General features: G+C 73.2%; 13 protein-coding genes and 1 pseudogene. 7 read left to right on the top strand and 7 right to left on the bottom strand.

The genetic code is table 11. The features are described from left to right. Positions 1 to 90: 90 nt before the first annotated feature. Complete coding sequence (locus ABZ840_RS29095) at positions 91 to 852, bottom strand: class I SAM-dependent methyltransferase (protein WP_361564069.1); 762 nt, start codon at positions 850 to 852, stop codon at positions 91 to 93. Positions 853 to 943: 91 nt separating this feature from the next. On the opposite strand from ABZ840_RS29095, the gene ABZ840_RS29090 reads away from it, so the two are divergent. Continuing rightward, the gene (locus ABZ840_RS29090; RefSeq protein ID WP_361564066.1) at positions 944 to 1,534 is read left to right on the top strand and encodes a CGNR zinc finger domain-containing protein; all 591 of its coding nucleotides are present in this window, start codon (positions 944 to 946) and stop codon (positions 1,532 to 1,534) included. 10 nt (positions 1,535 to 1,544) lie between these two features. Here ABZ840_RS29090 and sodX read toward each other — a convergent pair whose 3' ends face one another. Further along, positions 1,545 to 2,003 (bottom strand): nickel-type superoxide dismutase maturation protease, encoded by a 459-nt coding sequence (sodX, locus tag ABZ840_RS29085; RefSeq protein WP_361564063.1) that lies wholly within the window; start codon positions 2,001 to 2,003, stop codon positions 1,545 to 1,547. Between the two features lie 141 nt (positions 2,004 to 2,144). Here sodX and sodN point away from each other — a divergent pair, with 141 nt between their 5' ends. After that, positions 2,145 to 2,540: a superoxide dismutase, Ni gene (gene sodN, locus ABZ840_RS29080; RefSeq protein WP_030085982.1), complete on the top strand. Its 396-nt coding sequence runs from the start codon at positions 2,145 to 2,147 to the stop codon at positions 2,538 to 2,540. Between the two features lie 254 nt (positions 2,541 to 2,794). Further along, positions 2,795 to 3,523: a GAF and ANTAR domain-containing protein gene (locus tag ABZ840_RS29075; protein WP_361564060.1), complete on the top strand. Its 729-nt coding sequence runs from the start codon at positions 2,795 to 2,797 to the stop codon at positions 3,521 to 3,523. Positions 3,524 to 3,545: 22 nt separating this feature from the next. On the opposite strand, the gene ABZ840_RS29070 is transcribed toward ABZ840_RS29075, so the two are convergent. Together ABZ840_RS29070 and ABZ840_RS29065 are read right to left on the bottom strand one after the other, a co-directional pair. Beyond that, complete coding sequence (locus ABZ840_RS29070; RefSeq protein WP_361564057.1) at positions 3,546 to 4,289, bottom strand: GAF and ANTAR domain-containing protein; 744 nt, start codon at positions 4,287 to 4,289, stop codon at positions 3,546 to 3,548. Continuing rightward, positions 4,289 to 5,026: a GAF and ANTAR domain-containing protein gene (locus ABZ840_RS29065; protein WP_361564054.1), complete on the bottom strand. Its 738-nt coding sequence runs from the start codon at positions 5,024 to 5,026 to the stop codon at positions 4,289 to 4,291. The genes ABZ840_RS29070 and ABZ840_RS29065 overlap by 1 nt, the downstream gene beginning before the upstream one ends. Positions 5,027 to 5,588: 562 nt before the next feature. Between ABZ840_RS29065 and ABZ840_RS29060 the strand changes: the two are divergent. Continuing rightward, a pseudogene (locus ABZ840_RS29060) lies at positions 5,589 to 5,867 on the top strand (hypothetical protein); the annotation flags it as partial. Positions 5,868 to 5,885: 18 nt separating this feature from the next. Here the strand turns inward: ABZ840_RS29060 and ABZ840_RS29055 are convergent. The 3 genes from ABZ840_RS29055 to ABZ840_RS29045 all read right to left on the bottom strand — a co-directional run bounded on the left by ABZ840_RS29055 (position 5,886) and on the right by ABZ840_RS29045 (position 8,737). Beyond that, positions 5,886 to 7,139 carry a DUF6596 domain-containing protein gene (locus ABZ840_RS29055; RefSeq protein WP_361564052.1) on the bottom strand — a complete coding sequence of 418 codons (1,254 nt, stop codon included), beginning with the start codon at positions 7,137 to 7,139 and terminating at the stop codon, positions 5,886 to 5,888. A 13-nt stretch (positions 7,140 to 7,152) separates the two neighbouring features. Continuing rightward, positions 7,153 to 7,566: a YciI family protein gene (locus tag ABZ840_RS29050; RefSeq protein WP_361564050.1), complete on the bottom strand. Its 414-nt coding sequence runs from the start codon at positions 7,564 to 7,566 to the stop codon at positions 7,153 to 7,155. A gap of 223 nt (positions 7,567 to 7,789) precedes the next feature. Further along, on the bottom strand, positions 7,790 to 8,737 hold the full coding sequence (locus ABZ840_RS29045; protein ID WP_361564047.1) for a LysR family transcriptional regulator: 948 nt from the start codon (positions 8,735 to 8,737) through the stop codon (positions 7,790 to 7,792). A 227-nt stretch (positions 8,738 to 8,964) separates the two neighbouring features. Between ABZ840_RS29045 and snpA the strand changes: the two genes are divergently transcribed. From snpA to ABZ840_RS29030, 3 genes are all read left to right on the top strand, one after another. Further along, on the top strand, positions 8,965 to 9,615 hold the full coding sequence (gene snpA, locus ABZ840_RS29040; RefSeq protein WP_361564044.1) for a snapalysin: 651 nt from the start codon (positions 8,965 to 8,967) through the stop codon (positions 9,613 to 9,615). Between the two features lie 394 nt (positions 9,616 to 10,009). Beyond that, positions 10,010 to 10,702, top strand: coding sequence for a FadR/GntR family transcriptional regulator (locus ABZ840_RS29035; RefSeq protein ID WP_361564042.1), 693 nt, complete (start codon positions 10,010 to 10,012; stop codon positions 10,700 to 10,702). Continuing rightward, a complete protein-coding gene (locus tag ABZ840_RS29030; RefSeq protein WP_361564040.1) occupies positions 10,699 to 11,970 on the top strand; it encodes an MFS transporter in 1,272 nt (423 codons plus the stop codon). Before ABZ840_RS29035 ends, ABZ840_RS29030 begins: the two co-directional genes overlap by 4 nt. Positions 11,971 to 12,006: the final 36 nt, after the last annotated feature.

Here is a 12,006-nt window from a genome sequence, read left to right as displayed (position 1 = left end):
TCCTCCCCGATCATCGTTCCAAAAATCGTACCTCACTGGAGGTCGGATTTTTGGCGGGCCGTGGCCCGCACCGCCCCTCAGTCGTTCCGGCTACTTCAGCCCCAGCACCATCGCGTCCGAGGGCGAGGCCCAGGCCGTGCGGGCCTCGCCGAAGCCGGCCTCGCGGAGGGTGCGCGCGTGCCACTCCGCCGAGGGCGTGTCACCGTCCGCGTGCTCGCCGTAGATCTCGAACCGCTCGGCGGTCGGGCCGGCCAGCACCGGGTCGGCGGCGGCCAGCTGCCACCACTCCTTCCAGTCCACCGCACCGGCCGCCTTGGCCGCGTCCATCCGCGCGTGCCGCTGCGCCCGGTCCGCGGCGTTCAGCCGGGGCGTCGCCGGGTCCGGCATGTGGTCGGCGTTGAGGAAGACCCCGCCCTCCCGGACCAGGCCGGCCAGCTGCCCGTACAGCACGGCCAGGTCGTCGCTGTGCAGCCAGTGCAGGGCGGTGGCGGTCAGCACGGCGTCGTAGGAGTCGTACGGCAGCTTCGCCGTCCACCGCGGGTCCTTGAGGTCGGCGCGGACGAACCGCACCCGGTCCTCCCCCGCGAAGTACCCCTCGGCGATGGCCAGCAGCGCCGGGTCGAGGTCGACGCCCGTACTCACGGCCCCCGGCAGCCGCTTGAGCAGCCGGTCCGTGATGCTGCCCGTGCCGCACGCCAGGTCCAGGACGCGCGGCGCGGGGCCCGTCACCGCCTCGACCATGTCCACCATCACCCGGAACCGCTCCTCGCGGTCCGGCAGGTACCACTCCTGCTGCCGGTCCCAACTCTCCTGCCACGCCTGCCAGTCCGCCTGAGCAACGGCCTCGGCCACCGGAACCCCTCCCACCTGTAATACCCTCGAACAGACAACGCCCATTACGGGCTCTGCACGCAGACTAGCCCTCGCCCGGTAAGGACTACAAGTGGAACTGGCCTATTACTCGGACTACGCCGTGCGACTGGTCAACAGCGAGCAGCCGGAGCGCGGCGGCGACACCCTCACCTCGGTCGAGGCCGTACGCGCCCTCTTCGGCGTGGCCCAGCAGAGCGCGCGCCGGGCCACCGACGCCGACGTGACGCGGCTGCGCGCCGTACGGGGCCGGCTGCGCGCCGTCTTCGAGGCGGCCGACTCCGGGGACGAGACGCTCGCCGTCGACCTGCTCAATGCCCTGCTGATGGAGTTCCCGGTCAGCCCCCAGATCTCCGGGCACGAGATGCGGGACGCCGACGGCCGCCCCGACTGGCACCTGCACATCGCCGACCACGCCGCCAACGCCACCGCCGGCTACACGGCCACCGCCTGCATGGGACTGGCCGTCCACCTCACCGAACTGGGCGTGGACCGGCTCGGCATCTGCCGGGCGGCACCGTGTCGCAACGCCTACCTCGACACCTCCACCAACCGCTCCCGGCGCTACTGCTCCGACCGCTGCGCCACCCGCGCCAACGTCGCGGCCTACCGCGCCCGCAAGCGCCAGGAGGCCGCCGGCGGACCGGAGAAGGCGGAGGGCTAGCCGCGCCGGGCTAGCGCCGGGTGCCGCGTGCCGGGCGCAGGGGCCGGACCGGCCGGACCGCCGACAGCGCCCAGGACAGCACCCCGGGGACCGAACGCCGTACCTCCCGCGGCGGGCGCACCCGCAGCCATGCCCTGGCCACTACCAGCTCGTCGGGCACGGTGCCGAACTCGCGGCTGTCGTTCGCCACGTAGGGGTTGTCCCCCTGGACCCACCAGCCTCCGTCGCGCCGCTCCACCGCCCGTTTGACGATGAGCAGATCCTGCCGGAAGGGGTGCTTCAGCACGATCACGTCCCCGGGCCGCACCACCGCGCCGTACTTGACCACCAGCTGGTCGCCGGGGTGCAACGTGGGCACCATCGAGGGGTTGTACACCTCGGCCAGACCGATCGTCCGGAGCGGTCCCCTGCCCTCCCGGCCCTGTCCCTGCCCCTGATCGGTCCAGCGCTCATGAACCTGCTCCGGCATCCGGCACCTCCCGGTCCGTTCCTCCACCAGTCCCAGCCTGACACTGGACTTTTGCCCTAAGACCCCCGGGGCACCCGAGAAAAGGCTTCCCGTACCGAGTAATCTCGCACCTGAGAAGACGATCACGAGGAAGGACTGAACATGCTTTCCCGCCTGTTCGCCCCCAAGGTGAAGGTCAGCGCCCACTGCGACCTGCCCTGCGGCGTCTACGACCCGGCCCAGGCCCGCATCGAGGCCGAGTCGGTCAAGGCCGTCCAGGAGAAGTACCAGGCCAACGAGGATGCGGACTTCCGCACCCGCGCTGTCCTCATCAAGGAGCAGCGCGCGGAGCTGGCCAAGCACCACGTTTCGGTGCTGTGGAGCGACTACTTCAAGCCCCCGCACTTCGAGAAGTACCCGGAGCTGCACCAGCTGGTCAACGACACCCTGAAGGCCCTCTCGGCCGCCAAGGGCTCGAACGACCCGGCCACCGGCCAGAAGGCGCTGGACTACATCGCCCAGATCGACAAGATCTTCTGGGAGACCAAGAAGGCCTGACCCGGGCCCCGGCCCCCTGTCTGCGCTCGCGCAGCTCCGGGCCGACTCGACCGCACCCGGTCCGCAGACCGCCGCACCCGGCGGTCATGGCGGACCGGGTGCGGTCGTTGTACGAGGAGCGGCGGGCGGAAATCAGCCCCCGCGCCCCGGCAGACGTATGACGTCACCGGGGTTTGTACTGGTCTCTGCTGGGTTACTCGTCGGGGTACGCCGTTCATACGCCGTCCACGCGGACCAACGAGGCAAGTGATCGTATGAGAGAGCCGCCCACCGCGGCGGAGCAGGTACTGGCCGCTGCCACCGAAGCGGACCCGCGAGAACTCCCCGAGGTGCTCTGCGCCACCCTGTGCCGGGCCCTGAAGGTGGACGGGGTGACTCTCTCGCTGCTCACCGACACGCCCGACCGGCAGCTCCTGCACGCGAGCGGGACGGCGGCGCTGCGGCTGGAGCAGGTGCAGTTCGAGATGGGCGAGGGGCCGTGCGTGACGGCCGCCTCGACCGGCAATCCGGTGATCGTGGCGGATCTGCACGGCCGGCTGACGCAGTGGCCGCTCTTCGGCCCGGCGGCCCGCGAGCGGCTCCCGGAGATCGGTGCGGTCTACGCCTTCCCGATGACCGACGGCGACGGCGGACACCCCGTCGGCTCGGTGGACCTGCTGCGGCTGGAGCCGTGGGACCCGGACGAGGCGACCCTGCAGGAGTGGGCCTCGGCGACCCGCGCCGTGGGGCTGGCGCTGCTGACGTCGCCGGTCGTCCTGCCGTGGGACCCGACGCCGACGATGCAGGCCCACTGGGGCCGTACGCACCGCGCGGCAGGCGTGCTCTCCCAGCGGATGGGCGTACCCGTCGACGAGGCGCTCGCCCGGCTCCGCGCCGACGCCTTCGGCAGCGGGCGGCCGCTGCCCGACGTCGCCGAGGAGACGCTGGCCCGGCTGCTCGGCGGGGCGGCCGGGGACGGGCACGGTCCGCGGGGCTCCGCCTGAGACCGCCGCCCCGCCGGGACCGTCAGGGCCGGTCGGCCGGGCGGAGGGCCGCCGGGTCGAGCGTGCCGTCGAGGACCTTGCGGGCCAGGCCGGCGAGGCGCTCGTGGTGCGTCCTGGCGTAGCCGCGCAGCGCGTCGAACGCCGCGTCCACGCCGGTGCCCCAGTGTTCCGCCAGGACCCCCTTGGCCTGCTCGATGACGGTGCGGCTGACGATGGCCGCCTGCACCTGCGCCCGCTCGACGTTGCCCCGCTCCGCGGTGTGCTGCTGGAGGATGGCGATGGTCGCCACGTCCGCGAGCGTCTGGCCCAGTCGTACGTCCGAGGGGCCGAGCGCGTGCGGTCCCGCGTGCAGCAGTCCGATCGCCCCGATGGGCCGCTGCCGCAGCCGCAGCGGCAGCGCGTGGGCGGTGGTGTACCCGGCCTGCCGGGCACGTTCGGCGAAGGCCGGAGGCAGGCCCGTCCCGGCGCCCGCCGCAAGGCCGATGTTCACCCGGGGCTCGCCGGAGCGGTGGCTCTCCGCGCACGGGCCGCCGTGTGCCTGCAGCGCGAACAGCTCCAGCAGCCGGGTGTGTTCCTCGGAGACGGCGAGCACCTGGAGGTCGTCGTGCGGATCGGCGAGCATGATGCCGACCGCGGTGACGTCGAGGAGTTCGACGCCCCGGGCGCACAGCCGGTGCAGGGCGTCGATCAGGTCGAAGTCGTCGATCAACGTGCCGACCGCTTCGCCGAACGCCTGAAGCACCCTTTCCTGCGGAGCCACCGCCATCATCTCCTCTTCCGGCCGGACTCGTCCGGCTCGGGTCCATCATTTCGGAAGTCCAGGCGCCTGGCGACCACGTCCTCGGCGACCTCCAGAATGGGCCGCCCGTACCGGTAGGCGTAAGCACGCAGCCGGAGCAGCGCCTGGGACAGCGGGATCTCCGCCTGCACACTGATCATGCCGGTCGCCTGGTGGACGGCCGCACGGTAGAGGTCGGACGGGCGTTCGGCGGCCATGAGCGCGTCGCTCGCGGCGCCGCCGTCCAGGAGCACGGCGGTCAGCGCTCCGGTCAGTATGAGCGCGTCGTCCATGCCGGCGTCGGACAGCGGCCCCGCTTCCTGCCGCTGGAGGGTCAGCACGCCCAGGCAGACGCGGCCGACCAGCAGCGGGAAACAGAACACCGCGCCGACCCCGAGCGACGCCAGCTCGGGCAGCAGCAGGGGCCAGCGGTCGGCGGGCAGCCGCGCCAGGTCCGGTTCGAGCACCACGGCGCCGCGGGCCACCGCGTCGACGCCCGGCCCCTCGCCCAGCGTGAACTGGAGGTCCTCCAGCGGGCCGCTCACGCCGTTCTTCGAGACCCAGACCAGCTCGGACGCCTGGTCGCTGCTCAACAGGGACAGGGCCACCCCGTCCACGCCCAGCGCACGGGCACAGATCTCCGGATCACTGCCGATCAGCCCCCGGTCGCCGCGGACGGGGTGCAAGGTCTGCAGCACGGCGGCCATCCGTGCGCTCGTGCCCACCGGCGTTCACCCGCTCTCCCGTACTCGCCGTGACGGCGGCTCCTGCCCATTCGCAGCGGGCCCACTCCCAGCCTATCCGCTGGTTCCGTACGCGCAGCGACGTGCGGCCGACCCCACCGGAATATCCGCCTCCGCACCGTGCACGGACGGTGCCGACGGGTCGCGGGCAGGGTGCGGGCCGGAGCGGATTCCGGGCGGATTTACCGGTGCATTCCGCCCAGGAATTCTTTTGGGTGCGTATCGCGGACGGGCGTAACGCGGCAGCGGCACCCGGCGCAGACGGAGATGCGGATGCCGAGCGCAGCCGCGGAATTTCCCGGCCGGAACGCGCACCGCCGGCCATGACCGCTTTCCTGTCGCCGAGGCGTGCCGCGCCGGATTGGACATTCCCGTGAACCGTCCCCACGACTCCGTGCCGGCGCCCGGCCCGCACCCCCCGCAGGGCCCCTACGACGCCGGATACGCCCCGTACGACCAGGGCGGGTACGCCCCGTACGACCGGGGACAGCCGCAGCCGGCCTACGACGACCGTCCCCGCGAGCGGTACCGCCGCCCCCGCGACGGCGCGGGCACGGCCCGGACGGCGCTGATCGTCCACACGATCGCCGACATCGCCGCGGCGTTCCTCGTGCTGTGGATCCTGCTGTACCTGCTCGGCGCCAATCAGGCGAACGTCTTCGTCGACTTCGTGGAGAGCGTCGCGGGCGGGCTCGCGTGGTGGTCGCAGGACATCTTCACGATGGACACCGAGGGCCTCCGGGTGGTGCTCAACCACGGCCTGCCGGCCGTCATCTACCTCCTCGTCGGACACGGCATCGCCGCACGGATACGCCGGCTCTGACAGCGGGTCCCGTCGCGGTCAGCCGGACCCCTCCCGCAGCCGCGCCGCCCGGGTCTGCAGGTAGCGCTTCTCCGGCAGGCTGAGGGCCCGCTCGGCGGCGCGTCCGTACGCCGCGCGGGCCTCCGCGGTCTCCCCGGCCCGTTCCAGCAGGTGCGCACGGACCGCTTCGAGGCGGTGGTGGCCCGCCAGGTGCGGGTCGCCGGACAGGGTGGCGAGGAGGTCCAGGCCGGCCCGCGGGCCGCTGACCATGGCGAGCGCGACCGCCTCGTTGAGGGTGACCATCGGGCTCGGGGCGATCCGGCCCAGCAGCCGGTACAGGCCGAGGATCTCCCGCCAGTCGGTGTCCTCGGGGCGCACGGCCTCGTCGTGCACGGCGGCGATGGCGGCCTGGAGCTGGTACGGCCCGAGCGCCGTGCGGCGGAGCGCGTCGCTGACCAGGGCCACGCCCTCGGTGATCGCCGCCCGGTCCCAGGCGCCGCGGTCCTGTTCGGCGAGCGGGACGAGCGACCCGTCGGGCGCCGTGCGCGCGGCGCGCCGGGCGTCGGTCAGCAGCATCAGGGCGAGCAGCCCGGCGACCTCGCCGTCCTCCGGGAGCAGCGCGTGCAGCGCCCGGGTGAGCCGGATCGCCTCGTGGGCCAGCTCGACGCGTTGCAGGCGGCTGCCGGAGGTCGCGGCGTACCCCTCGTTGAAGATCAGGTAGAGGATCTGCAGGACCGCGGCGAGCCGGGTCGCGCGCCCCTCGGGGGCCGGCTGCCGGAAGTGCCCGCCCGCGTCCTGGATCCGCCGCTTGGCGCGGCTGATCCGCTGGGCCATCGTGGCCTCCGGCACCAGGTAGGCGCGGGCGATCTCGGCCGTGGTCAGGCCGCCGACCGCGCGCAGCGTCAGCGCGGTCTGGGCGGCCGGGGCCAGCGCGGGATGGCAGCACAGGAAGAGCAGCGTGAGGGTGTCGTCCTCGGAGGGGGCGCGGCTCTCGCCGGGTGCCGGGGCGTGGAACTCGTCGCGTGGCGTCAGCGCGTACGCCGTCTCCTCACGCCGCCGGCGCGCCTCCTCACTGCGCAGCAGGTCGGTCAGCCGGCGCGCCCCGACCTTGATCAGCCAGCCGCGCGGATTGTCCGGGCGGCCGTCGGCGGGCCACTGGACGGCGGCGGCCAGCAGCGCTTCCTGGACGGCGTCCTCGGCGAGACCAAAGTGCCCGTACCGGCGGACGAGCGCGCCGAGGACCTGCGGCGCCAGGCGGCGCAGCAGGTCCTCGGTGCGTTCCGGTGCGCCCACGGCACGCGGCCGCTCAGGCGTCGCAGGGCGCGCTGTCGGGGATGGACCGGATGGTGACGGGGCTCTCGCCGGCGCCTTCGGGCGTCGGGCACTGGAGGATGCGCTTCGCGATCTCGGTGGCGCGGTCCAGGGAGGCGCACTCCAGCAGCCAGTAGCCGCAGAGCACCTCCTTGGTCTCGCCGTACGGCCCGTCCACGACGGCCGGTACGCCGTCCTTGCCGAGGGTCACGACGCGGGCCTGCGCGGGCTCGCTCAGGCCCTGCCCGTCGAGCATCTCGCCGTTCTCGGCGAGCTCGTTGTTCAGGTCCCCCATGAACTGGAACATCGCCTTCAGGTCGGCCTCGGTCCACCGGACCGTGCCCGAGTCCTTGCCGTTCATGGCGTCGTAGTGGGCCTGGCTCGCCTGGATCATCAGCATGTACTTCACGTCGCTCACTCCTTCGGGAGCTTCCGGCGTCCCCGCTGGGCGCCTCTCATGGGAGACGTCGGAGCCGGCGGCCGGTCCTCGACAGGGGCCGGGAAAATTCCCGGAGATTTTTTCCGGGCGCCCGTCCGCCCCGCGCACACGAGCCTCCGTTACGGATTCTCCTCGCCCCGGATGTCCGCCGCACGGCATACGGGACGATGCGTCGCACGTGTCTCCAAAGGGCCTATGACCCCACCGGAAGCAGGCTCTCGTTGCGCACCAGCCACTGGCGGTAGGCCGTGCTCGACCAGGCCACTTCCATGTACGCGGCCCGCAGGTCGGCGAAGAGCGCGTCGACCCATTCGGTGTCCCGGCCGCCGCCGCGGTAGGCCAGGAACAGGCGTACGGCCAGCGGGTCGCCGCACAGCGGGCGGACCACCATGCCGTGGCGGGGGCGGGAGGTCGGCTGGCAGGGCGTGACGACCTCGCCGGCCGCGACCAGGTCGGCCGCCGCGAGGTAGTCGCCGTGCACCACGCGCGGGTCCATCCCGGCCGCGGTGAAGATCCGTCGCAGCCCGGCCCACTCGCCGTCCACCGACGGGTCGACCATCCACTGGTCGTCGGCGAGGTCGGCCAGCGTGACGCACTCCAGCCCGGCCGCCGGGTGCGTCGCCGGAAGGGCCATGAACTGCGGCTCGCGGGCGAGGAGTTCCCGTTCGACCAGGCCCTCGGGGACGCGCAGCGGCGTGCCCTCGACCTCGTGCACGAAGGCCGCGTCGAGCTGGCCGGCGGCGACCATCTGGAGCAGGGTGTTGCCGGAGAGGTCGATGCGGATGGTGGTGTCGGTCTCGGGCAGCCGGTCCCGCAGCCGGCGCAGCCAGCCGGCCACCGCGCGGCTTCCCGTACTGCCCACCCGCAGCCGGGTGCCGTGCTCGCGCACCACCGCCGACCGGGTCTCGTCGACCAGCGCAGTCATCTCTGCGACTATCGGCCGGGCACGGTGCAGGACGGTGTGGCCCAGCGGGGTCGGCCGGCTGCCGGAGCGCTCGCGGAAGAAGAGCTGACCGCCCAGGGCGTTCTCGATGCGCCGCAGCTGCGTGGTCAACGAGGGCTGGGTCATGCCCAGTTGCCGGGCGGCCTTGCGTACGCTGCCGGTGTCGGCGATGGCGCACAGCGCGCGTAGGTGCCTCACCTCTAGCTCCACGCGCGGAGCATAACGACGTCCTTACGCGTCGCACCAGCCACCCAAACCCCGCGAACCACACATTCCCCACGGGTTATTGGATTGTCCTATCGCCACATGAAATCTCCGCGGCCGTGGATATCTCGCGCAGACTCAGCGGCACCACAGTTCATCCGCGGGCCCCGGCCGTTGCCCCACACCTCGGCCGGGCCCCCGGACACTAAGGAGCCCCCCACATGAGATCTCCGAAGTCTGCGCTGTCCGCCGCCCTTGGTCTGGGCCTGGCCGCGACCCTCGCCGCCGCGATGCCCGCCGTGGCCACCCCCTCGCACGCCCCGACGGACAACCGGGTCACCGCGGCGCAGTACGTCGGTTCGGCCGCCGAGAAGGCCGACACCAAGCGCTTCTTCGAGGCCGTGCTGAAGTCGGCGCTCGCCAAGCAGAAGAAGACCGGCGCCGCCTCGGTGACGGTGACGTACGACGCGAGCGGCGCGCCCACCTTCGCGCAGCAGATATCCGCGAGCGCGCAGATCTGGAACAGCGCCGTCTCCAACGTCAAGCTCCAGTCGGGCAGCGGCGCGGACTTCACGTACCGGGAGGGCAACGACCCGCGCGGCTCCTACGCCAGCACCGACGGCCACGGCCGCGGCTACGTCTTCCTGGACTACCAGCAGAACCAGGAGTACGACTCCACCCGCGTGACCACGCACGAGACCGGCCACGTCCTCGGCCTGCCGGACCACTACGAGGGCCCGTGCAGCGAGCTGATGTCCGGTGGCGGCCCCGGCCCGTCCTGCACCAACGCCCAGCCGGACGCCAACGAGCGCGCGAAGGTCGACCAGCTCTGGGCGAACGGCATCAAGGGCGCCCTGAACAAGGCGTCCTGACCCACAGGGACCGTCGGCCGTCGGCCGACTGCCGATGACCATGGGCCGACGGCCGGCCACCACGGGCCGGCACTGAAGCGCGCGGCGGGGTCCACGAGCCCCGCCGCGCGTGCATCCCCCCACAGCGCGCGCCCACCCGGGCCGCGCGTTCACCCCCCGCCACGTGCGGTGGTCTCCCCCACCGCGGCACCCCTCCGCGCGTTTCAGTGCAGCCCCCCGGCGCGTTTCAGCGCAGCGCCCGGCGCCCCGCCCGGTTCCTCGTACCGCCCCCGGCCCGTCGCGGTCCGGGGTTTTTTGACACGTCCAAACATGGGATGTTCCTATCACCGGTGTACTCGCGTCACATCGATCCCGGCCCCTCAGCGGTCCGGTCACCGGAAGGGGACGGCAGCCGATGCCGTTGCGCAGCACCACCCGCACCAGCCTGGTGGACCTGGTCATCGACCAGATGGAGAGCCTGATCGCCGCCGGCGAGTGGGCGGTCGGCACGAAGATCCCGGCGGAGCCGGTGCTCGTCGAGCAGCTCGACGTCGGCCGCAACACCGTTCGCGAGGCGGTCCGCGCCCTCGTGCACACCGGCATGCTGGAGCCGCGCCAGGGCGACGGCACGTATGTGCGCGCCAGCAGCGACTTCGGGGCGGCCGTGCAGCGCAGGCTGCGCCGCTCCTGCGAGCTGGAGGCCTACGAGGTCCGCGCCTCCCTGGAGCGGGACGCCGCCCGGTACGCGGCACTGCGCCGCACCGAGGAGGACGTCACCGCGCTCCGCGCCGCCCTCGCCGACCGCGACGCCGCCTGGCGCGCGGGCGACACCGCGGCCTTCATCGAGGCCGACATCGCCTTCCACCGCACCGTCGCCGCCGCCGCGCACAACAGCGTCCTGGCCGATCTCTACGGGCACCTCACCGACGCGCTGCGCGCCACGCTGCGGTCCGTCGTCTCGGCGCCCGTGCCCGACGCGGTACGCCACCAGTTCGACGCGCACGCCGCGATCGTCGACGCCATCGAGGCCGGGGACGCGGACGCCGCGGAACGGGCCGCGCTGACGCACCTCGACGAGGCGGCCACGGCCCTTCGGGAGCAGGCATGACAGCGGAAGAGACCGGGACGGCGATACGCACGGAAGGGGCCGGGACCGCCGTCCGTACGAGAGAGCCCGCGGCCGTCCCCCCGAGTACCGCGCGCGGCACGCTCTATCTGGCGGCGGGCGTCGTCCTGCTCGCCCTGAACCTGCGCCCGGCGCTGGTCGCCGTCTCCCCGCTGGCCGACACCGTCCGCGCCGACAGCGGCATGTCGGCCGCCGCCACCAGCCTGCTGACCGCCCTCCCGCTGCTCTGCTTCGGCCTGCTCGCGCCCGTCGCGCCGCGGCTCGGCCGGCGCTTCGGCCTGGAGCGGTCGCTGCTCGGCACGATGGTGCTGATCTGCGTCGGCACCGCGCTGCGACTGGCCGACCAGGTGGCCGCGCTGTTCGCCGGCACCGTCGTCATCGGCGCCGGCATCGCCGTGGCCAACGTGCTGCTCCCCGGACTGATCAAGCGGGACTTCCCCACCCGGACCGGGCTGATGACCGGGCTGTACTCCATGTCGCTGTTCGGCGGCGCCGCCCTGGCCGCGGGCGTGACGGTCCCGCTGCGGTCCGCCACGGGCCTCGGCTGGCAGGCCACGCTGGCCTGCTGGGGCTCGCTCGCGGTGGTCGCGCTGCTGGTCTGGCTGCCGCAGCTCCGGTCCCGTACGCGGGTGCCGGCGGACGCCGCGCGGCAGGCGGCGCATCCGGTGCGCGGCCTGTGGCGGTCCCCGCTGGCCTGGCAGGTCACCGGCTACATGGGCCTGCAGTCGCTCAGCTACTACGCGGCGACCGCCTGGCTGCCGACCATGCTCACGGACGCCGGGATGAGCGCGGGCGACGCGGGCTGGATGCTGTCCTTCTCCTCACTGCTGGGCATCGCGGGATCCTTCCTGGCCCCCGTGATCGCGGGCCGCAGGCTGCGCCCGGGCCACCTGGCCACGCTGGGCGCGGTGCTGTGCGCCGCGGGCCTGGCCGGGGTGCTGGCCGCGCCGGTGTCCGGGGCCTACGTCTGGATGACGCTGCTCGGCCTGGGCCAGGGTGCCGCGATCAGCCTCGCGCTGCTCTTCATCGTGCAGCGTGCGCCCGACACGAGGCACGCGTCGCAGCTGTCCAGCATGGCGCAGTGCTTCGGGTACATCCTGGCCGCGACCGGCCCGGCCGTCCTGGGCGCCGTGCACGACGCCTCCGGTACCTGGACGGTCCCCGTCGTCGTCCTGCTCGTGCTGCTCGTCCCGCAGGTCCTCACGGGGCTCGGGGCCGCCCGGGACCGGCACGTCTCGGGCGAGGGGTGAACCGGAGGGCCGTGATCGGCATACTGGGCGGCGCCC

It is taken from the genome of Streptomyces sp. NPDC047117, from assembly GCF_040643545.1.
In the GTDB taxonomy this organism is placed as follows: Bacteria; Actinomycetota; Actinomycetes; order Streptomycetales; family Streptomycetaceae; genus Streptomyces.
This window is presented reverse-complemented; position numbering and strand designations above follow the sequence as displayed.

Excerpts from the sequence above, each read along its gene's own strand:
- sodX (WP_361564063.1), bottom strand. The coding sequence starts at position 2,003 with ATGCCGGAGCAGGTTCATGAGCGCTGGACCGATCAGGGGCAGGGACAG.
- snpA (WP_361564044.1), top strand. The coding sequence starts at position 8,965 with ATGAGATCTCCGAAGTCTGCGCTGTCCGCCGCCCTTGGTCTGGGCCTG.
- ABZ840_RS29070 (WP_361564057.1), bottom strand. The coding sequence starts at position 4,289 with ATGGCGGTGGCTCCGCAGGAAAGGGTGCTTCAGGCGTTCGGCGAAGCG.
- ABZ840_RS29035 (WP_361564042.1), top strand. The coding sequence starts at position 10,010 with ATGCCGTTGCGCAGCACCACCCGCACCAGCCTGGTGGACCTGGTCATC.
- sodN (WP_030085982.1), top strand. The coding sequence starts at position 2,145 with ATGCTTTCCCGCCTGTTCGCCCCCAAGGTGAAGGTCAGCGCCCACTGC.
- ABZ840_RS29075 (WP_361564060.1), top strand. The coding sequence starts at position 2,795 with ATGAGAGAGCCGCCCACCGCGGCGGAGCAGGTACTGGCCGCTGCCACC.
- ABZ840_RS29030 (WP_361564040.1), top strand. The coding sequence starts at position 10,699 with ATGACAGCGGAAGAGACCGGGACGGCGATACGCACGGAAGGGGCCGGG.